Origin of the sequence: Halocynthiibacter sp. SDUM655004 (assembly GCF_026015885.1) — a bacterium.
Lineage (GTDB): Bacteria > Pseudomonadota > Alphaproteobacteria > Rhodobacterales > Rhodobacteraceae > Falsihalocynthiibacter > Falsihalocynthiibacter halioticoli.
This window is the reverse complement of the sequence record NZ_JAPDUG010000002.1, coordinates 435,456-455,782: the sequence shown is the minus strand read 5'-3', so window position 1 is coordinate 455,782 and position 20,327 is coordinate 435,456. Positions and strand designations below refer to the sequence as shown.

The 20,327-nt window shown below is 51.8% G+C and carries 24 protein-coding genes; 10 read left to right on the top strand and 14 right to left on the bottom strand.

The genetic code is table 11. The features are described 5' to 3' along the window. Positions 1-10: 10 nt before the first annotated feature. The 6 genes from N9C89_RS09895 to N9C89_RS09870 form a co-directional block, all read right to left on the bottom strand. Positions 11-643 carry an exopolysaccharide biosynthesis protein gene (locus N9C89_RS09895; RefSeq protein WP_263953716.1) on the bottom strand — a complete coding sequence of 211 codons (633 nt, stop codon included), beginning with the start codon at positions 641-643 and terminating at the stop codon, positions 11-13. Beyond that, positions 640-1,932, bottom strand: a complete 1,293-nt coding sequence (locus N9C89_RS09890) for an MFS transporter (protein WP_263953715.1) — start codon at positions 1,930-1,932, stop codon at positions 640-642. The genes N9C89_RS09895 and N9C89_RS09890 overlap by 4 nt, the downstream gene beginning before the upstream one ends. 89 nt (positions 1,933-2,021) lie before the next feature. After that, on the bottom strand, positions 2,022-2,177 hold the full coding sequence (locus N9C89_RS09885; RefSeq protein WP_263953714.1) for a DUF1328 domain-containing protein: 156 nt from the start codon (positions 2,175-2,177) through the stop codon (positions 2,022-2,024). Positions 2,178-2,256: 79 nt separating this feature from the next. Further along, a complete protein-coding gene (locus tag N9C89_RS09880; protein WP_263953713.1) occupies positions 2,257-3,084 on the bottom strand; it encodes a mechanosensitive ion channel family protein in 828 nt (275 codons plus the stop codon). Positions 3,085-3,093: 9 nt separating this feature from the next. Next, entirely contained in the window at positions 3,094-4,203 is a 1,110-nt protein-coding gene (locus N9C89_RS09875; protein WP_263953712.1) for a hypothetical protein, read from the bottom strand. After that, complete coding sequence (locus N9C89_RS09870) at positions 4,200-5,147, bottom strand: mechanosensitive ion channel family protein (protein ID WP_394358497.1); 948 nt, start codon at positions 5,145-5,147, stop codon at positions 4,200-4,202. The genes N9C89_RS09875 and N9C89_RS09870 overlap by 4 nt, the downstream gene beginning before the upstream one ends. Positions 5,148-5,314: 167 nt before the next feature. Here N9C89_RS09870 and N9C89_RS09865 point away from each other — a divergent pair, with 167 nt between their 5' ends. Genes N9C89_RS09865 through N9C89_RS09855 form a run of 3 tightly spaced genes read left to right on the top strand, consistent with a single transcriptional unit; the run spans position 5,315 to position 7,768 of the window. Then, complete coding sequence (locus tag N9C89_RS09865; RefSeq protein WP_263953711.1) at positions 5,315-6,715, top strand: mechanosensitive ion channel family protein; 1,401 nt, start codon at positions 5,315-5,317, stop codon at positions 6,713-6,715. A gap of 4 nt (positions 6,716-6,719) precedes the next feature. After that, the gene (locus tag N9C89_RS09860) at positions 6,720-7,523 is read left to right on the top strand and encodes a formate/nitrite transporter family protein (protein ID WP_263953710.1); all 804 of its coding nucleotides are present in this window, start codon (positions 6,720-6,722) and stop codon (positions 7,521-7,523) included. A gap of 56 nt (positions 7,524-7,579) precedes the next feature. Beyond that, positions 7,580-7,768 (top strand): PLDc N-terminal domain-containing protein, encoded by a 189-nt coding sequence (locus tag N9C89_RS09855; protein WP_394358496.1) that lies wholly within the window; start codon positions 7,580-7,582, stop codon positions 7,766-7,768. A gap of 73 nt (positions 7,769-7,841) precedes the next feature. Here the strand turns inward: N9C89_RS09855 and N9C89_RS09850 are convergent, their stop codons facing one another. After that, positions 7,842-8,624 carry a response regulator gene (locus tag N9C89_RS09850; protein ID WP_263953709.1) on the bottom strand — a complete coding sequence of 261 codons (783 nt, stop codon included), beginning with the start codon at positions 8,622-8,624 and terminating at the stop codon, positions 7,842-7,844. Between the two features lie 129 nt (positions 8,625-8,753). Here N9C89_RS09850 and N9C89_RS09845 point away from each other — a divergent pair, with 129 nt between their 5' ends. From N9C89_RS09845 to N9C89_RS09820, 6 genes are all read left to right on the top strand, one after another. Further along, positions 8,754-8,924 (top strand): NepR family anti-sigma factor, encoded by a 171-nt coding sequence (locus N9C89_RS09845; protein WP_263953708.1) that lies wholly within the window; start codon positions 8,754-8,756, stop codon positions 8,922-8,924. Next, positions 8,921-9,469, top strand: coding sequence for an RNA polymerase sigma factor (locus N9C89_RS09840; RefSeq protein ID WP_263953707.1), 549 nt, complete (start codon positions 8,921-8,923; stop codon positions 9,467-9,469). The genes N9C89_RS09845 and N9C89_RS09840 overlap by 4 nt, the downstream gene beginning before the upstream one ends. Before the next feature lie 23 nt (positions 9,470-9,492). Further along, positions 9,493-11,037: a histidine kinase dimerization/phosphoacceptor domain -containing protein gene (locus N9C89_RS09835; protein ID WP_263953706.1), complete on the top strand. Its 1,545-nt coding sequence runs from the start codon at positions 9,493-9,495 to the stop codon at positions 11,035-11,037. Positions 11,038-11,133: 96 nt separating this feature from the next. Next, positions 11,134-11,328 (top strand): CsbD family protein, encoded by a 195-nt coding sequence (locus tag N9C89_RS09830; RefSeq protein ID WP_263953705.1) that lies wholly within the window; start codon positions 11,134-11,136, stop codon positions 11,326-11,328. 104 nt (positions 11,329-11,432) lie between these two features. Then, positions 11,433-11,891, top strand: coding sequence for an MgtC/SapB family protein (locus N9C89_RS09825; RefSeq protein ID WP_263953704.1), 459 nt, complete (start codon positions 11,433-11,435; stop codon positions 11,889-11,891). A gap of 100 nt (positions 11,892-11,991) precedes the next feature. Next, positions 11,992-12,714: a hypothetical protein gene (locus N9C89_RS09820; RefSeq protein WP_263953703.1), complete on the top strand. Its 723-nt coding sequence runs from the start codon at positions 11,992-11,994 to the stop codon at positions 12,712-12,714. Between the two features lie 45 nt (positions 12,715-12,759). Here N9C89_RS09820 and N9C89_RS09815 read toward each other — a convergent pair whose 3' ends face one another. From N9C89_RS09815 to N9C89_RS09790, 6 genes are all read right to left on the bottom strand, one after another. Further along, a complete protein-coding gene (locus N9C89_RS09815) occupies positions 12,760-13,848 on the bottom strand; it encodes an AI-2E family transporter (RefSeq protein WP_263953702.1) in 1,089 nt (362 codons plus the stop codon). Next, entirely contained in the window at positions 13,841-14,782 is a 942-nt protein-coding gene (locus N9C89_RS09810; RefSeq protein WP_263953701.1) for a YihY/virulence factor BrkB family protein, read from the bottom strand. The genes N9C89_RS09815 and N9C89_RS09810 overlap by 8 nt, the downstream gene beginning before the upstream one ends. A 36-nt stretch (positions 14,783-14,818) precedes the next feature. After that, entirely contained in the window at positions 14,819-15,655 is an 837-nt protein-coding gene (locus N9C89_RS09805) for a hypothetical protein (protein ID WP_263953700.1), read from the bottom strand. Further along, a complete protein-coding gene (locus tag N9C89_RS09800) occupies positions 15,639-16,037 on the bottom strand; it encodes a phage holin family protein (protein ID WP_263953699.1) in 399 nt (132 codons plus the stop codon). The genes N9C89_RS09805 and N9C89_RS09800 overlap by 17 nt, the downstream gene beginning before the upstream one ends. Further along, the gene (locus N9C89_RS09795; RefSeq protein WP_263953698.1) at positions 16,027-16,491 is read right to left on the bottom strand and encodes a hypothetical protein; all 465 of its coding nucleotides are present in this window, start codon (positions 16,489-16,491) and stop codon (positions 16,027-16,029) included. The genes N9C89_RS09800 and N9C89_RS09795 overlap by 11 nt, the downstream gene beginning before the upstream one ends. A gap of 132 nt (positions 16,492-16,623) precedes the next feature. Then, positions 16,624-16,803 (bottom strand): PLDc N-terminal domain-containing protein, encoded by a 180-nt coding sequence (locus N9C89_RS09790; protein ID WP_263953697.1) that lies wholly within the window; start codon positions 16,801-16,803, stop codon positions 16,624-16,626. Between the two features lie 388 nt (positions 16,804-17,191). On the opposite strand from N9C89_RS09790, the gene N9C89_RS09785 reads away from it, so the two are divergent. After that, a complete protein-coding gene (locus tag N9C89_RS09785; RefSeq protein ID WP_263953696.1) occupies positions 17,192-18,718 on the top strand; it encodes a phospholipase D-like domain-containing protein in 1,527 nt (508 codons plus the stop codon). 236 nt (positions 18,719-18,954) lie between these two features. Here N9C89_RS09785 and N9C89_RS09780 read toward each other — a convergent pair whose 3' ends face one another. Continuing rightward, entirely contained in the window at positions 18,955-20,319 is a 1,365-nt protein-coding gene (locus N9C89_RS09780; RefSeq protein WP_263953695.1) for a hypothetical protein, read from the bottom strand. Between the last annotated feature and the right edge of the window lie 8 nt (positions 20,320-20,327).

Below are 20,327 nucleotides of genomic sequence, written 5' to 3'. Positions count from 1 at the left end.
GAGTTTATTCTTACGTAATTGAGAAGAGCAGCGTGCGCCCTAAAGTAATGATCAGCGCGATAGCCGCAGTCAAAACTGTTAGTCCCAATAGAGCAAAAACACCGTCTTTACTGATGAGCGCCAAAGCAAGCATCGCCACAACGCTTGCCAATAGGGTCGAGGTCATTGGCAATAGCTCAAGAAATGGCATCGCAGCACCGCAAATCATGCAAACCAGATAAAGACCGTGTGAGATAGGCGGCTTCGTCAAGAATGCCAGCCGCCGTGTGGTGATCGACTGCACCCAATCCAACGGCGTTTCGATTTGGCACAAGGCGTTGCTCAAGCGATCTGAATTAAATTTGTGGCTGGTCAAGAATTTGGGCAACCAGAGTTCCTCACGGCCCAGCAAGAGTTGCGCAGAGATTAACATGATCATCAAGCCGCAAAGCGATGAAAGACCGGGTACACCACTCAGCGGCGTTACGATCACCAAGCTGATGAATAAGAGAACCGGTGTGAAAGAGGCATACCCCAGCCGCTTTATCAATGCGCCAATCGACGTGATGTCGTTGTCCTGAATATCCTGCACGGTATCAATGATTTCAGATATTTGGTTGTCGTCGGCTTTTTCGTTCGAGGTGGGGTCGTTTGTGTTCATCATTCCAGTTCTGCCTTCTCTGCGACAGGCGACAGGCGGGTTGCCGCGAGTGCTCCTGCTGCTGACAAAATAGCACAAAGGATTAAAGCCGCATTCGGCCCCGCAAAATGGGCGATTGCACCCAGTCCAAGCCCTGCGACCAGCACACAACCGATAACTGTGTTGCTGAGTGCGGTATAGTCTAATCGCGAGGCGTCGCTGGTGGCATCGGTTAGATAGATTGACCGCCCTGAGCGAACACCTTGATAACAAACTTGCGCTCCGAACATGAAAAGTCCTGCGAGCCAAAGGTTTATCTCGTCAGAAATCGATACCGAGTAGAAAACGATCAACGCGTAAACAAGGGCCGCACCAGCACCCGCAAGAATTAGGGAAAGTCGGCTGGATTTGTCCGAGATTTTACCCCAGCCATATGCAGAAACAACCGCCGCGAGAGAGGATGCCACAACCAGCGGCCCCAAATCGGTAAGGCTGTTTTCGGACGTGCCGATTGTTGCCATAACGATAAAAGGCGGAGCGAGGGCCGTTGATGTTAGTAATGCGCGGGCGAGAATGAAAACCTGTAGCTCACGATCTTCTATGAGCGGAGCGAAAAAGTCTCGCACGCTTTTCTTGCTGTTACTTTTGGGCTCAAATTCACCTTCCTGAAGCGAGAGAAATAGAAACGCTGCAGCTATGAAAAGAGTGCCCGCTAGTAGTATGAAATTGGCTAAAATCGTTTGGGAAACACCTCCGTATACCCCAAGTGCAAAGGATGCGCCGTAGGCAAGGCCAAGCGCGGCGGCGATGCTTCCTGCTGCACCTTTGACCGCTCCGCGTTCGCCCTGAGCCACGGAACGGGCGAGGGCGTCTTTGTAGGTTGTTGAAGCAATTGAGCGACCAACGGCGAGTACGCCAAGCGCTAGAATAATCGCCCAACCTGCAGTAACGCCATCAAGCAGATATGCCGACAGTCCGATCGCAATCGCCATAACGCCCTGAATTACCGCCCCCAAAAACCAGAATTGTTTTCGATGTGTGTATTGCCCGACGATGCGGGCGACCAGCAATTGCGGGAGCAAAGCGCCTGCTTCGCGGATCGGAACAAGCGCCCCAACGAGATAGGCAGGCGCACCTAATGCGTTCATGAGCCAGCTTAAAACCAGTTTCGGATCGATCAATGCGTCAGCTGTTTTCGTGGCACTTAACGAGATGACATGGATGACCTTATTGCGCGCCGCGAACTGGCTCCCCTGATCTTGGAGTTGTTCGGCATCTTTGTTTGACGTGTCGCGCATTTCGGGATTGGTCATCGTTCAACTGATCCGATTCAAGAAAAAAGCACGTGCACAACGAATAATTCGGCACGTGCTTCAGGGGAGAGGAGTGCGAGTTGCGGTCGCTATGCTGAGCGGCGGAACAGCGAAAGAACAAACAAGACAAGGAAAACGACAAATAGAACTTTTGCGATAGTTGCAGCGGTGCCGGCGACACCTCCAAATCCGAAGAATGCTGCAATCAACGCAACGATAAGAAACGAAATGGACCAACCAAGCATAATGAAACTCCTATGTTGTTATGATGGTGGTTCAACGCGGTGTGGGCGAGATGGTTCCCAAATTATTACCGTTTACGATTTACCCTGTGGATTGAACCATGGCTGGTGTGAATTCTGGGGTCATAACGATTTCAATTCCTTCCGCGAGCAAAGCATCCCGTCCGCGCTGGGTAAGGTCGGTTATGAAATCGAACTGATCGCGCATTTCAAAAGGGTAAGCTTTGAGCTGTACTGTCGTCGCATGGGGTGCATTTTGCAGGATAACCGATACAGGTTTTTCCCAATCAAGATAGGGGCTTGTGAAGGCAATATCGCGAAGAAGTTCAATGATGTTGTCAGCGGGTTTATCTGCAGCAATCATAAAGGAAGCGACGCACAACAAGGTGTTTTTCCCGTTGTTGGCATTGATAATATTCTCGTCCCAAATCCGCGAGTGCGGGATGGTTACAACATCATCATTCGCCGTCCGCAGCTTGATCGAGCGCGTTCCGAGTTCAATTACTTCGCCGTAATCCTGATCAATCCGCACCCAATCGCCGGAACGGTAGGGGCGTTCAAAAATAGCGACGAAACCCGCCACCGCACTTGTTGCCCAATCTTTGACAGCAAAACCCAAGGCGACGCCAAGTGTACCCAGAACAAGCACGAAGTTTTTCAACGTGACGTTAAAGATAAGCGGGACAATCAAGCCGACGGCAAAAACAAAAATGGTTACCCGCGCCAACGGCAGGATATTGAGCGCTATCAAACGAAATCGCGCGGGTAGCATCTCTGCTATGCGCGGTATCAGAAAGCGCAAGATCAATGTGCTCGCCAAGCTGACCAAAACGATCATTGCGATCTGGACAAAGGTCCAGACCGAAAACTCGTTGAACAAGTTCATCAGCGCTTCGCTGTCGGTGTTCATCTCGGCCCCCTAAAGCTGGTCAGCAGGGAAGCCTGCCTTGGTGAGTATGTCGCGAACATGTGGGTAGTTTCGGCAGACGATTTGTAACTTGTCGCCCTTAAATTCGACGAGGCCCACGCGATCTAGCGCGACGGAAAGGCCAACCGGCAATTGCAGAGGCAGCACTTGAGCAATCTCGTCTTCTGTTAATGGGCCATGGATCAAAAGCGCATGCAGGAGGAACTCCGGCGCACGCTTTAAATGTTCGGGGATATTGGGTGGGGAAGGGTCACAAACCCAGCGTATATTCTCGGTAGAACTGTCATCTTCATCTTGTTTTTCAGAACCGTTGGTTTGTTGTGCTGCGGCGTCTTCAAGCATTTGAAGAGCGGCCCAAGGGCATCCGTTTGCAGTAGCGGCGAGGGCGGCGAGATAGTTGTCTTTGGGGTCTCCGTCATCTTTGCAGGCAAGTATGTCTTCTCTGGTTTCTACCGATTTTAGCTGCACCGAGCCGATGTGGTCGGCGATCAGTTGAGCGAGAGATTTGCAATCGTAAGCGGGAAAGCAATAGGCCTCTGATACCACCGCTCGAATGGACGAGGTCTGGGCCAAATAGGTCCAAGTCCAGCTTGACCCAAACAACAACAACTCACCACTGTCTGAGCGCCGCGTTGCGTTTGCAATTTCGCTTAATTGCCGACGAGCGGCGGCGCGAGCTGGAACTGTTCGCCACGCCATTGACGCAAGCGGAATTAGGCTTCGGGGAGTTTGAACTTCTTCAGCGGCGCCGTCTTGTTTTAGCGATAGCCCGTTTATCTTTGCCCAATCCTCGACAATACCGCCTGGTAGGCTCGGCATCGTTACAAGGGCTTTTACGCTCGCGTTATCAGTGGCCCCAAGAAACCGAGCATCAAGGAGGGTGCGATAGCGTGCCTCTAATTCTTCCCAAATACTCTGAGGGAGCAGCTGCCCTTGTAAGCCTTCAAGCGTGTCCGGCGCTTCGTCGGCTGGGTTTTGCCCGCCAAAACCGGTCCTTTCTCGGAGCTGGCGAAATCGCGCGCGAAGCGAACTTGTCGGGGGCGGGCGGGGCCAGTCATAGCTGCCGACCTTTATCATTTCGTCAGGAAAACTCTTGGTCATTCGCGGTCCACATGTTGCACAGGCAGCGGTTCTGCAAAGGTCATTGTACGGTAGGGGAATGGAATCTCAATCCCTGCGCTATCCAATGCGCTCTTGATTGCAGCAACAACCTGATCGCGGCTTTGGCGCACGTCCAGCGGTTTGGAGCCTGTCCACCATGTCACTTCGAAATCAATTGAAGAGGCACCAAAGGCTTTCGCAAAAATCTCGACCTCGCGCACGTCGTTCCGCACTGTATCGACCTTTCGTACCGCTTCTTTGATCACGTCGCGGGCTTCATCAACATCTTCGCCATATGCCACACCACAGGCAATTGTTATCCGCCGAAGATCGCGGCTGGTTCTGACGGTAACTGGATTCTGAAACAAAAGGTGGTTCGGAACCACAACGAGCTGGCCGTCAGTTTGGCGAATACGAGTGTCACGTATTGTGATCTCTTCGACTTGGCCTTCGATGCTCTCGCATTCCACGAAATCACCAAGCTCAAAGGGTTCGCGCACAAGAATGAGGATCCCTGCGAGGAAGTTTTCGAAAGTGTCTTTGAACGCAAACCCGATTGCCACAGAACCAAGCCCCAATGTTGTAAGGGCCTTTGCGGGCGTGATCGAAGGGAACAAGATCGTTACGGCCACAAGGATACCCGAAAGCCATATGCCAACAGATGACAGCATCGAGAGCACTTCAATCAAATTAGACCTGAGATGCAGCTTCCTGCCGACACGGGAGATTATGGACTTTGCCAGAAACGCGATGCCCCAGGTCAGCACGATCACGAGCAGCGTCGCAAGTAATTGCGGAAGCATTGCTCGGAGGCTTTCAACCCAGCCTATCAACCGTTCGTCAAACTGTTCGGCAATTCCGTCCATGGCATCCCTTCTTACTGGCGGATAGTGATGCGCAACGATCTTCACGATCGCTGCCCGCGCGAGGTTTGGTTTCATCATCAACGCTTTGTTTGCTGAATGGTTCCAAAAGGTGGCGAATTACTTGCGATTTTGTCTAAAGGCGACCTCGCAAGAAGCAGAATGTGATTGCTCAACAGGAAAGTTCCTTACGAAGCTGGGAACCAAATGCTGTATTGCTGAGTTAGTACTCTAAGGAGAAGCTCGGGATGTTGATTAAACTTCGGTTGATGATGGTTTTGGGGATGTGCGCGGCCCTGATGTTTGGCGCTGCGCCAACCGCATTCGCGCAGAGTACAGAAAACGCGCGCGCGGCCTCTGCAGATGTTGAAGAGGGTGAAGTCGTGGATGCGGAGCGATCTGTCTCTGTTACCGGTGGTGTTCGCGACGACCAGATCAGCAGTAGATTGGCCGGAATTTTGGATGCGACGGGCTGGTACAGTGATGTTCAAATAGGTGTCGAAGATGGCATCGTATTCATGGACGGACTTGCGGTTTCGTCGGAACGGCAAAAATGGGCGGGTGAACTCGCGGCGAAAACCGATGGAGTTGTCGCTGTTGTTAACCGCTTAAAAGTGGCTGGCGCAGACGAATTTTCGGTGGACCCTGCGTTGCAGGAACTTTCAAGTCTTTACAAAAAAGCCATCGCGGCAATTCCTTTGGTCTTACTCGCGCTGCTCATTCTACCATTGGGTTTCTTTCTGTCTGTACTGGTGGCGCGATTGTCTCGCTGGGCATTGCAGGATCGTCTGAGCTCGCCCTTTCTCGTTGATATCGTCGCGCGGTGCATTGCGCTTCCGGTGTTTTTGGTTGGGCTATACATCGTTTTGCAAATCGCGGGACTGACGCAACTGGCGATTTCCGTGCTTGGGGGCGCTGGTGTGTTGGGGATTGTGATCGGTTTTGCCTTTCGTGACATCGCCGAGAATTTTCTTGCCAGCTTGTTATTGAGTTTAAGACAGCCCTTCCGTCGCGGAGATCTCGTGAATGTGGACGGCCGCCAAGGCGTGATCCACAGCATGAACACCCGTAGCACCGTGCTTGTCTCACCAGAGGGCAACCACATTCAAATTCCTAATGCGACGGTCTTCAAATCTACGATTGAAAATTTCTCTGCGAGCCCCCAGCGGCGTGGTGAATTTGATGTCGGGATTGGATACGACGCGGCGATAAGTGAGGCGCAAGAGATTGTTTTGAAAGAGCTTCTGGCGCATGAGGCAATCTCAACCGATCCTGAACCAATGGTGCTGGCCGAGGCGTTGGGCGCATCGACGGTCTCGCTTCGGGTGTACTACTGGTTTGACGGCGCCAACGTCTCTGCGCTTAAAATCAAGTCTGTTCTCATGCGGCGCGTGAAGAAAGCACTGCTTGATGCGGGGATCAGCATGCCGGACGAGGCACGTGAGATCATTTTCCCCGAAGGTGTTCCGTTTACGCCGGCAGCGGCTGTGCAAGATGCCACTGTTTCTGCGCCGTCACACGTAAATGAAAGCGAAGAGCCGGACCGCTCAATCGTTGATGAGGATTTGAGGAATGAGACCCAAGACCTCGACGAGCAGATGCAGGTGAGTATCGAGGGCGATGATGATGGCGATTTGTTGAGAGGGTAATCCAGTGAACAAAGATAACAACGAACAGGCCATCGAAGAGGCCAGCAAGCTTGATGCAAAAACGGTTTACGAGGTCATTTGCCGCGACGGCGAAGAGGAGCTTGAACGGCCGGTCGGGTCTCTATTCTGGTCTGGTGTCTCCGCGGGTATCGTTATTAGCTTTTCGGTACTCGGCGAGGCAATCCTCCGCAGCTTCCTTCCGGATGAGCCGTACAGCTATTTGATCGAGAACCTTGGCTATTCTCTTGGGTTTGTAGTGGTGATCATCGGGCGAATGCAGCTTTTTACAGAGAATACGATCACAACCGTTCTACCGTTCTTGCAGCAACCAAGTTGGTTCATTCTGAAACGGATTGGCGTGTTGTGGGGAGTTGTATTATTTGCAAACGTCGTTGGGGCATTCGTAATTGCGGCGTTCTATGCCCATAGCGGTGCCGTTAGCGGCGAAATCCTAAATTCAATTGAAGAATTGTCTCATCACGCAACAGGTATGCCCGCGGCCGAAAGCTTTGTCAGAGGGATACCAGCGGGTATTCTTGTTGCTTCAATCGTCTGGATGCTTCCGGAAGCAAAGTCGTCTTCTCTGTCGATTGTCGTCTTGTTTACATGGTTGATCGCGGCCGGAGACTTCACGCATATCGTGGCGGGTTCGGTTGAAATGGCATTCTTGATGGTAACTGGCGATTTGGAAGTAGGACACGCTATTTTCGGGTTCTTTCTTCCAGTACTTGCCGGAAACGTAATCGGAGGCACAGCAATCTTCGCGTTCTTGGCTTGGGGTCAAGTGCGTCGGGAAATGAGCCATTAGTTTACCGACGCGCGTGACGCAGCTGGAACTAAAATGAAATTTCGAAAGGGAAGAACATGAACACAATGCAGATGACACTCGGCGGCGCCTTGGTTTTGGCGTTGGACATTTACGCTTTGTATAACGTCATGTCTTCGGATGCCTCAGCTGTAGGGAAGGTTCTCTGGGTGATCCTTATCCTGCTGTTGCCAATTTTCGGGTTTATTCTTTGGCTCTTACTAGGTCCGCGGACAAAGGCTAGGTAAATCCTGCAGTCGCGCAAGGCTTCGGCAGTAAAAGGGGCGGTGAGTATCGCCCCTTTACGCGCAACAACTGGTTTTAGGACTTGAGCGTTTGTGTCGAAGAAAAGAACAAAGCCTGTGAGATTGCTGAGAGTACCTGTTCAGGGCGGAAAGGCTTGGTGATCAAGAACGCGGGTTCCGGCTTTTCACCCGTCAATAGACGCTCTGGGAATGCAGTGATGAAAATCACGGGCACATCCCCATGAGCTTTTAGCAAATCATTTACAGCATCAATACCGGAGCTGTCATCGGCAAGTTGGATGTCGGCTAGTACAAGGTCTGGTTTTCCGTCCGTACCAATATCAACTGCCTCTGCTCTTGTTTGGGCCACACCGAATACGCGATGCCCTGCATCCGAGACGATGCCTTCAAGGTCCATCGCGATGATTGGTTCGTCCTCGATAATAAGCACCGAACCACGGGCCGCAGCGGCGAGTTCGTTTTGGCCAATGCGGATCAACTCTTCCGCTTCGGATTGGCTGACACCAATGATCTCGGCCACTTCTTCGGTTGTGAATTCTTCGAGAGCATGGAGCAGCAGCGCTTCCCGGGAATTTAGAGCGAGTTTCGAAAGATGCTTTTGGGCCCGCACTGCGATGCCCTTTTCCTCTTCGTCTACCGGCGCACCGGAACTGTGCCAGATTGTGTGGAACATGCGATATAAAGCGACTTTGGCTGCGCCTGCTTCGGGGATCGAATCCGGGTCGGCGATCATCGCTTCAAGAACCGCCGCTGCGTATGCATCTCCAGCAGATTGGTTCCCTGCGAGGGCACGGCCATAGCGGCGCAAATAAGGAATGTGAGTCGCAATATGATCCATTTTGATGGTCCTGCTAAAGGCTAGTTAAAATTAATTTCACATTAATTGGGTTCTGTTGGGAACCAAGTTCTACTCTGTACGTTGTCTTTATGATATCGCGGTTGGAGTGCGGATAATAGAGTGAAATCAATGCCCGAAGAGCCCAAACCATCAAATCAATCAACCGATTTGATTGATGACAATCTTAAAAAGGCGTTTCGTGAAACGCTAGATGAGGGCGTGCCGGATCGCTTTAAAGACTTATTGGATCAATTGAAAAAAACTAAGTCCGACAGCCGCTCGGAGGAGTCATCTAAATGAGCGACTCTGATCCTCGCGACGCGGTGCTGGAGCATATTCCTTCGCTGCGCGCCTTCGCGCGTAGCCTTACCAAGGATCCAACACGTGCTGACGATCTCGTTCAAGAATGCTTGGTCAAAGCCATCGGAAACTTCGATAAGTTCCGTGAAGGCACAAATTTGCGCGCTTGGCTTTTCACGATTCTGCGCAACGCCTTTTATTCGGAGCGTCGGAAGGCCGTGCGCGAAACCGACGATCCAGAGGGCGAATTGGTTGCCAGCCTGTCGGTTAAGCCAGACCATGACGGACGGCTTCAACTCACTGAATTTCAAGCAGCATTCCAGCAATTGAAAGCCGAACATCGCGAAGCTCTGACGTTGGTTGGCGCCTTGGGGATGTCATACGAAGAAGCGGCAGAGGCGTGCGAAGTGGCATTGGGAACAATGAAGTCCCGTACAAACAGGGCCCGAAAAGAACTGGCTCATCTCATGCAGCTTGATGAAGGCGCAGCCACAGAAATAACGGATAGCCAAACCATGTCTGTTGTTAACCAATCAGGCGCATAGTGGCGCCGCGTACGCGCTATATCATGGGATCCCTGCAAAGCAGGTTTCAGGCGATTTACCTGATCGTTATGGCGCCCATCGCAATTCTGGCGAGCTATTATCAATATAACTTGGCAGAAACACGCTACAGTTCCCGCGAGCAATCAACATTGGACAGCGTCGAGCGTTCCTTCGTTGACGTAACTTCCGCATTCGAGCAATCCAAGTTGTTGATGGATCTGATGTCCTCCGCTGCAAGTGAGGATTTGCCGCTGCCGGACCGGTGCCGCCTCCTGAACCAAGCGGTTGACGACGCTTCTTTCACCGTATTTGCCGCTGGAATAGCATCGGTCAGCCCCTCAGAGAGCTGTCTTTGGGGGGGCAATGTAGAAGGGCTCGCGGATGTCGATTTGTTATCTGGAAACCGCGACGACATCGTAACAGTGGAGAATAATCATCACCTGACGATCCGGCGCTCCGTTGGAGATGAGGTTGTTTATCTGGCATTTGATCCCGGTGAAGTGGACCTCCCAGAATGGGTGACGTCCTATGGCTTTCTCGTGGCGAGTGATCCGAATGCGGATGAGGCTTACCAAGAGCTTCTCGCAAATGCGCCATGGTTGATGGACACGGATGCGCGCGGCATCGTTAAGAACAGCATTGACGAGAGCATCGTTCTATTGCCGAAAACAACGCTTGGTGTGCGTATTTTTGCGAGCCTTTCTCCAGAAATCTTGCGGCCCGCCACATACCTGATTGTTCTTAGAGCGAGTTTTGGACCGTTTCTCTTGCTGGCGATTGCGTTGTTGATCGCCGATTTGTTGGTGCGCCGCTTGGTCTTGCGTGACATCAATTTGTTGTCGGATGAGATGCATGGCTTCATGAATAATCGCACCTTGCCGCAAACAGACAAAAACCCCTCCGTAACAAATGAAACAGCACAAATGCGCAAGGAGTTCTCCCGCCTTGCACGTCAATTGCTCTGGGAAGAGGCTGAAGCCGAAAACCGAATTCGCAATGCGAATGCGTTGCAGAGAGAGATTTTTCACCGTGTTGGCAATAACTTACAGGTGGTGCAATCCATCATGCGTTTGCATTCCAGTAATGCCAAAACGCCAGAAGAGGTCGCGCTGATCAAACGCGTGTCTGTGCGCTTGCGGATTATCAGCATGGTTCATGAAGTTTTACATCGAACCGTTGATGCGCCTGTTTTGCCTGTTGGACCGGGCATTGGGCACATGATTCAGAAATTGCGCCGAGAAGAGATACTCGCTGAAAATCTTCATATCGCCGAAGCGTATGATGATGTGTCGGTCGGCGTAAATCGGGCCTACACTCTTTGCTACCTTATCGCTGAGACACTTGTGCATTTCTCGAACGCCGGCGCGACTGCGCTCAAGGTCCAAGTCAAAGACGCGGGTGAAAAGCTTTGCTTGAGTATTTCTGCACAAGAAGCAGACGATATGGTCGCGGATCCGGTCGGTGCACGTCTTTGCGAAGTATATGCGCGTGGGCTCAAAGCCAAAACGAACCTTGCCTCAACAGGAACCGAAACTTTGTTTGAGGCTGTTTTCCCCAAGGACATTTAGCCCCTCACTATTGCGCAAAATTATTTTTAATTTTCTTGGAACCAAATTGCCCATCTCACGTTGGTCTCTTGAATGCAAAAACGAAAGGAGACCGTTATGAACTGGGACCAAATTGAAGGTAAATGGAAAGAACTCAAAGGCGATCTACAAGCAAAATGGGGCGAATTGACCGACGATGAAATCGACCAGATCGACGGTGATCGCGAACAGCTTGAAGGCAAGCTTCAGCAGAAGTACGGCAAGACCAAAGAAGAGGCTCGAGAAGCCGTAAATGAATGGCTGAATAGTTAAGAATAGCCGCAACGTGCTGTCGCATAGTTCAAAATGCCAACTTCGAAGGGCGCAGGTGACTGCGTCCTTTGTTATGTCCGGTCATCTTTTCTTAGGTTGTGTTTATGCTTGATTTCGAAACGTTTCTTTTTCGGTGTTGTGTTGCCCTCGGGTTGGGATTGCTCGTGGGACTCGACCGAGAGTTCAAGCACAAACCTTTGGGCTTGCGATCTTATCTGCTGGTCAGTTTAGGGTCTGCTGCCCTATGTATGATCTCGCTCAACATTGCGGAGAATGCAGCTACCGACAACTATGCGTTTGATCTTTCGCGCGTCGTGGCGGGCGTTGTTGGAGGTATCGGGTTCTTGGGCGCCGGTGCGATTATGTCCAACCGAAGTGATGGAAAGCTGCGCGGTGTTGGTAGTGGTTCGTTGATCTGGGTTGTTGGCATTATCGGCATAGCGGTTGGCTTTGGATACGTGAAAGAGGCCACGAGTGTGACGGTGCTGGCCTTTCTTGTCCTCACCATCGTTGGCTGGCTGCGAGACCGCTTTGAGCTTCAAGACACTGATGAGAAGAGTTGAGCATCTCTGATGCTTGGTTCTTACCTACGAAGATTTCTTCCTGACCCGAGGCACATCGTTTGGGGCCGCTTTAGATGCACTTAAAAGAAAGTGAAATCCAATGAAACACCACATTTCCGCGCTTTTGACTTTGGTTTTGGCAATTGCCTTTGCCATTGCACCGCTGCTGACGAGCCCGTTTTCCGGATTTGACTCTGAGCAGCTCCCGATCCCGCAAATTGATCCGCCGATACAACCCGCTGGCTATGCTTTTGCAATCTGGGGCCTTATTTATATCTGGCTCATCGTATCGGCTGCGTTCGGGTATCTTAAGCGACGGGAGGACCCGGAATGGCAACGCGCGCGCTTGCCGTTGTGTTTTAGCCTTGCCATCGGAGTGCCTTGGCTTGCGATTGCAAACACGAGTGCGATTTGGGCGACCATAACGATCTTTCTCATGGCATTGGGAGCCGTCGTAGCATTGCTCCAAGCGCCAAATCGAGATCGCTGGATGCTTCAAGCGCCTGTCGGAATTTATGCTGGTTGGCTCACCGCAGCGACATGCGTGTCACTTGGAACAACCATGGCTGGGTATGGCGTGTTTCTTGGCGCTCTGGGCTGGGCCTACTGTGGAATAAGTCTTGGCCTGATTGCTTCCGTTGCTGTGTACAGGCAACGGCCGAATGCCCCAGAGTACTTGATTGCAGTGATCTGGGCGTTGGTCGGCATACTGGTTGCCAATATGCCTCAGGACTTGATGTTAAGTGGATTTGTCGCGCTCGGTATCTTGGTTTTGGGCGGGCTGGTGTTGCGTGAGGAACTGTTCACCAAAGAGCATTCTTAAGTAAGTCTAGCCACCATCAAAAAGTAGATCGGTTTGGTCGCTGTATTAAGCGGCCCCACCGTCTTTCTTAAACTGTTCATTTGCTTCGCCAAGGAACAGTGCGATCGGGCGGGTAGAAGGGCTCTGGTCCAGCAGGACTTTTGCGGTAATCAGCAGCGGTACAGCAATCACCATACCCACCACAGACCAAATCCATGCAAAGAATGCCACTGTAATAAACACAACGGCCGGGTTCAGCTTTAGCCGGTTGGAGATGATATAAGGTGTTACGAATTGCCCTTCGATTGAAGTCAGCGCCATGTAGGTTGCGAAAATCAAGATCGCCGACCAAGCCGTGTGAAATTCGTTGAAACCAACGATCGCCGCGAGGAGCGCACCAAAGATTGCGCCGATGTAAGGCACGAAGTTTAGGGTAAATGCGATCACGCCAAACATATAGGGATTTGGCAAGCCCCATGCGGCCATTGCCAATCCAATGACAACGCCAAGGCCCAGATTTATCAGGGTTATTCCGCCCAGATATTGGCCAAGTTTCTGAGCAACGGTCTGAACAATTTGAACGGTGGCGCGCTTATTTGCGAAGTTTGGCATGCATTCGACGAGCTTGCGTTCGAATGTTGATCCAGATGAAACGAGGAAAAACAACAGGACAATCGTCAGGACAATCTGGCCAAGCAGCACCGGAGCAGAGGTCACAAGCGAACCGAGGAAGCTGGAGTTTTCGACAACTTTAACCTCCATTGCAGGCACATCTTCTTTGCCCGCAACGGCCTCTTGCGCGGCTTCGGCGGCGTCGCCAATTTTATCAAGCGTTTCGGCCGCTGCATTTGGCGTATTGCGCAGTTCGTTGATCATTGCAGGAAGGTCGTTCACCAATTGCGATATCGGATTGCTGAACGTCCAAACAGCGATAACAATGGCCACACCCGCAGCGAAGCAAACCAAAAATGCCGTGATACCGTTCGGAATCCCGAGTGACATTGCCTTGCGTTGAACAGGACGCAAAATCAATGACCCGAGGAAGGCAGCCACAAGCGGGATTAGAAAATCACTGGCCCATTCCAGAAAGAAAACCGAAATACAGAGAAAAATGCCGATTTCGGCCCATGTGGGTTTGCGCGTTTGTTTAGGCATCACGGGCCGGCCCGAGTTCGTCAGCTACAACAGCGCCGCGTGATCCCATAGGTTTCTCTGGGCCTGTGGTCGTATCTTCGCGTGTTTGGTGTTCCATTTCCGCATTTACCTTGCCGCCGATTAGTATCGCCATTGCCGAGATCCAAAGCCACATCATGAGGACAATTACACCACCAATCGCGCCGAAGCTTTCATTGTAGCTGGCGAAGTTCTGGACATAAATGGTGAACCCGATTGACGCGATAAGCCAGAGAAGCCACGCCACAATCGCCCCAGGGGAAATCCAACTCCAGCGCGCGTTGCTCCGCGCAGGGCCAAGGCGATAAATCAACGATATGCTCGCGATAATGAGAGCGGCCAAAAGCACCCAAGTCAGAAGTTGCGTTGCCACTTCTGCGATTGGTGTTAGAGCGGCAAAGGACAGCAAAACCGGCAAGGCAACAATCGCAAGGACTGCGGCCAGTACGCCAACCATAATTATCAACGTCAACCCGACAGATACAGCACTCCGAAGGAAAAAACTCCGTTTCTCCTCCTCCTTGTAAACGACGTTCAATCCGTCGCAAAGCGTCGCAACCCCACGGGACGCAGACCATATCGCGAGGAGAACGCTCAGGAGCAAAGTCAGCTCAAGCCCGCCAGCAAGAGTGACGGACTGAGCTTGATTTCGAAGGATTTCTACAACATCTGGCGGGACTACACCTTCTGATGCGTCGAGTTGCTCGACTATTACCGATGTATCCAACACAAGACCGCCAACCGCGAGCAGCGCAGTAAATGCAGGGAATAGCGCAAGCAATCCAAAGAACGCCACGCCAGCAGAAATCAGGCTGATACGATCAGAACCGAAGCTTTTGACAATCCGCGAGCCAATATCCATCCATCCCGCGCGCGGGAATTCGGTGGGGTTGGCTGCGTCGCGGCCTCGGGACATGTCGTCTTCTCCTGTGTTTCTGCTGTGGGTGTTCATCTAGCTGGCGTCGCCGGATGTCACACCTTGGACGGCGGTGTTGCGCTCCAAGCGGGCGCGTTCGAGCTCTTCTTCAAAAATCCGATCGGCTTCTTCAAACACGTCGATTTCCAGCTCTTCCTCCTCGTCCTGAGACTTGCGCATATAGAGCGCACCGGCGATGGCAGCACCAATTGCAAGGGCAACCCCTCCGACAATCATCGGATTTTCAGTTGCGAAATCTCGGCTTGCGCTGCCTGCGTCACGTAGCTTTCTTTGTCCGGTTTGGGCGGCGTTCAGTGCCTTTTCCCGAGCCGCGATCACACGATCACGCGCTTCTTGTGACAACTCCTGCGTTCCTTCGCTAAGACGATCTTTCAAACTCTCGGCTTGATCGCGTAACGCGCCGGCTTTGTCGGCCACGGTGTCCATCGCGTCGGCGGCTTTGTCTTGCGCGCGTTCAACAACATTGGGCGTGCGAGGCGAAGAATGGGCGGCAACCATCGCAGGTGTGTCGAGGTTTGGATCGCCCTCGGCCACCTTCGGCCCGTTATATGCGCCCATCGAGCGGCGTGTTGGCGCTGGTGGTTCCGTTTTCTTTGATCGATCAGGCTCGGACAACAACCAACTCAGACCAGCACCGATAGCTGCCGTTGCCAGCGGGTGAGCTTCCGCGTTGCGCCCAAAGCGCGCCAAAACCTTGTTAATTGCGTCTCCGGTCACCGCATTAAGATGATGGCCAGCTTCAGCTTTAAGGCCATCAACGGACATTCGGTCATTCAATGCGCTTAGCGAATGTTCAAGTTGGCGGCGCTCGCGTTCTACATCGGATTTAAGGGTTTCAAGATCTTGTGTCATTCGCGGCCTCCTTTAAAACGGCGGTGTCTCTGCGGATGCGTTCTGCGGTACGGGCAGGTGTGTTCGCGGCATATTTTAGGTCGCGCTTTGCCTTCATGATCAAAATAAGACAAAAGACACCGAAAAGAGCGGCCACCAGAAGCGTAGCCCAAACAGTGCTTAGCCCGTTCACAACCAATGCTGTCACGAGGGTTCCGGCCAACAGATTCAAGGCGATGATGCCCATCACGGCGGCGGCGACGAGGAGCCCAATCGCTACAGCGGCACGGTTTATGCTGTCGCTGATCTCGGCCTTGGTTAGGCGCAGCTCTTTTTGAATGAGTTCATACCCTCGGCGAAGAACATCGGCGATTATGGCAAATGTGGAAGTTTCAGGAGTCATGATTTTTTCCCGATTTTGTCATGAGGCGCGCAGCGGCAAATCCCAGCAATGCAGCCCCGCCTGCAAACAATAATGGATTGCGGCGCGCGAGGTTGGAGACATCGCGAGAGATTTGTCCCAAGTCTTTGTCTCGAATTGCATCTGAGGCGTCCGCGAGGCTTGCGGCAAGCTGTCCGAAAGTTCGCTCTTGAAACGAACCGTCACGTAGAGACTCTGCAGCGTCCCTTAATGTGCTCGAAGCGCGCGAAGTTGTATCTGAAATTGCATCAGCCGTGGCTTCGGCAGTGTCCTTTGCGGAATCCGCGATATCAGCTGCGCCTTCTTTCAGGCTCTCAACAGACTCCTTTAACGCCGCGCCTGTGTCTTCGACCGCTTGGTCAATCTTATCTGCTTTCGCCTTTTTTGGCGGCGCTTTTTTAGTCTTTGCAGCAGTCTTTTTTGGAGACTTGGTCATCTTTTACTCCTGAAAATTGGCATCGGTTAATGTGCTTGGAATAGTCGCGCAGCATTCGCTGCGCGACTATCGGGGGCTTGAATGGGACCCATTCTAAAGTCTGAGGAGATTAGGTCCGGATTGGGGAGTTATTCAAGCGCCCTTGGGGCCAGCGAGGAACCAGATAATGAAACCAATGATCGGCAGCACTAAGATCAAAAGGATCCACAAAACCTTGTTAAGGCCGGGTGCGCCGGATTGAAGCACCTTTACAATTGCCCAGATATTCAAGATCAGGACGATTAAGCCACCTAAACCCGTAAAAATATCCATTTTCTGTTCCTCTCTCTTTTCTTTTTTGCTGTTCGTTAACGGGTAATTAACGCGAGAGAAGTGCATTGGTTCCCAAGTTAGTGGGTTTTTCGGGGTCTTGGGCGTCAAGGGGCCGAATGAATGGGCGTAGATTGAGGTTAAAGGGCGCTTATTCTCGGCCATTCGCGCAATGAACAGCGTTGTATCGTTCCCCGTCAGGAACGCTTAGATAGCGGGGTTTACGCCAATCGAAACGGTGGGGTGTCGAAGAGAACTGCGTTTCCCTCAGTTTTTATAGTTACAATGTATTTGTGAATTCTGGAACAAACCGGCTCGGTCAGCGTTGAGTTAGCGATCAATGTAGTTAAGGGTAGATTAATTGCCCTCAATTGGAGGACATCTCGCCGCCATGAACGCCGCAGCCGATTTAGAGCAGAACAACTCATTGTTTGAGGAAGGGCGCAACTGCTGGCGCGTTGAAACCGCGTATAACTACGACATGGTTGTTGATGGGGCGGCGTACTTCAAGGCTCTCAGAGAGGCCCTGATCATAGCGCAACATCAGGTCATGTTGATCGGATGGGACTTTGATCTAGAGATAGAAATGCTTCCGGGCGCAAGTGACGATAGCGGTATCGCGCCCGACGGTTATCCCAACAGGGTTAGGGGGTTTCTGGAAGCTCTGGTAGAAGAGCGGCCCGAGCTGGACATGTATATTCTTCGCTGGAGCGGATCGACAATTGTCGCCCCTGGGCGGCTCGTACCTGCAATGCGGTTGCGTTTTAATGGGCCAAAAGACATACGGATAGCGTTGGATGGCCGCCATCCTGTCAGCGCGTGCCATCACCAAAAAATTGTCGTGATCGACGATGCGGTGGCGTTCTGCGGTGGAATTGACGTTACGGATGCCCGATGGGATACGCCTGATCATGCGCCTAATGATCCGCGACGTGTTTTACGGAACGGCGAATACGCAGATCCTTGGCATGATTTAACCAATGCGGTGACCGGCGCCGCTGCGCAAGCTCTCGGCGATCTTGCACGTACGCGGTGGAACCGTTCCACGGGCGAATATCTGGCTGCGCCGACCCCTTCAGATGATGATTATTGGCCTGCATCACTTCCTGTTGCTTGCCGGAATGTGCGTGTCGCGATCTCGCGAACCGAGCCACCGGAAGAGGATCAGGCTCTCATAAACGAGATCGAAGAGATGGTACTCGATCAAATCGCATCTGCGAATTCTGTAATCTATATGGAAAGCCAGTATTTTGCGTCTGATGAGATTGCAACAGCCTTGTCACGGCGCTTATCCGAGGATGATGGGCCGGACATTATCATAATAAATCCAAACGAAGCACAGAAAGAAGTTGAAGATAAAGCAATGCACGTCACGCGCACGCGGCTTATTCAGCAACTACGCAAAGTGGATCACGAGAACCGATTTCGAATTGCTTCTCCGGTTAATGCCGCGGAGGAGGCCATATATGTGCACGCTAAGGTCTGTATCGTGGATGATAAATCCATTCGGATCGGATCGAGCAACATCAATCGTCGATCGCTTGGGTTCGATACAGAATGTGATCTGACGGTAGAGGCCCGGTCTTCTGAAGTCGGGGAGGCAATTGAGTGTTTCCGCAATCGTTTGCTGGCTGAGCATTTGGGCTGTGAAGTTTCTGTACTAAAGCAAAAAATTGCTGACGAAGGGCGCGTGGCGAAAGCATTTGATGCGCTCAACAAGGAAACGGGGCGCGGATTAAGAGATATCAAACACAAAGAAGACACTGGTTTTGGTAGCTTCCTCGCAAACACCAGAATGCTCGATCCAAGATATGAGCGCGGCACAGAAAGTCGAACCCGCTTCAGCGGACGGCACATCGGATTTGGTATTGCCGTTCTTTGCGCGTTGGCATTCCTTTTTCATATTCTAACAAGTTGATGGGAAAGCATTGTGCATCTTAGTACTAGAAAGCTTTTTCAATGGATTATTGACCATAATTGGCGGTTTTAACTTCGATGCGCACGAGTTTGCAATTCAAAGTTAAGCAAAACCATACATTCAGTATCACAGGCTCCGTTAGATAGTTTCAGACCATGGCTAGTGGAGAATAAAGTCGTGTTTCCTTTCGGACTTGAAATGGATTTTTGCAGTTGCCCGCCTAAGAAACACAAACGCTAGACTTCGAGTAGAACGAAAATCGCAACCAATAAAATGTAGCAAATGGTGCCGTACTTCAGGTTCCATGACCAAGTTAACTTTGTTGGGGAAAGACTGGTCGTTGCCGAGATGAGGAGCGTTGCTGTTGCATTGGGGGAGGCAAACATCGACAGTGCCCATCCAGCGCTGAGCGCAAAGACGATATTGGTTGGATCGGCGGGTAAGTCAGGCATTGTTTGAATGATCTGCCCTACGAATACGACAAGAATGATTGGGCTCAGGGCGATCTGGCCTCCTAATGTGATCAGGACTGGCAGGATCGCGAGAAAAGCCCAGCCGGGAACTACGGTGACATCGAACGCACTTGTAAATGCTTCCACAGGAACGATTTCTGCCAACATTCGTCCAATAAAACCGGACAATCCCAACGCCATGGCCGACCTTGCGAGGCCCGGAGCGTTAGCGGTTAGCGCAGGCCAGAAGGTGGCCAACTGGCGAGATAAACCAAATCCCGCGGGCTTTTGCGCCGAAAACCAAAGGATTGTCACAACCGGCGCGACATACATAAGCGACAATGCTGTTGAAAGGCCAAAGCAAATCTGAAGTGTCGCGGTCGCTACTATTAAGCAGCAACAGATAAAGCTTAGACGCCAGAAACTAGTCTTAGGAAATGGTGGAGATATTTCATCATGCCTGGAAGCATTCCGCCATTCGATACGGTCAAACCGGAAGCCGACGATCATCATTAGAATGGAGGTTGCGACCCCTAATGCGATAATTTTCCCGTATGAGATATTTGTGAATAACGTTAAAACTACGGCTTGCGTGAGGGTTGTCGGGGCCCAGAGTAAGATCCAAGCAAACCCGCGGAGGAGGGCTGAAATCTGGCGGCGCTCGAGGGCTTCGTCTATGTTCCCGTGTTCGTCTTTCGCCGCATTCTGGATCATTGGTGCCAGCATGCTTATGGCACCGAAATTCAGAAAAACACCAAGGCAGTGACCGCCGAGAGCAGTTGCAATATAGCGGCCTGAAGCAGGCTGGCGGATTAAGTATCGCCCAACGGCTAGGATAGATTGCGAACGTTCAGCAGCAATTTTTAGAGCGGTCAGCAACAGGATAAACGTAGCAAAGAAGGCGGCAAGACTGACCGCCTCGATGAAAATCTCTATCGGGCCCTGAAAGCTAAAGAAAATTGCAGATAGAACCAAAGCACCCAAAAGCAGGAGGACTTCGCGGATCGAACTGATGCTTAGCCCGATGAGGCAGAGTACAAAAAAGCCGGCGCAAGCCCCGACCGTAAAGGCTGTGCCACCAAAACCACGGGCGGCTAAAACGAACGCCGAAAGGACGATCAACGCAATGGCGAGGAGGTTGGTTTTCATCTAGGTTG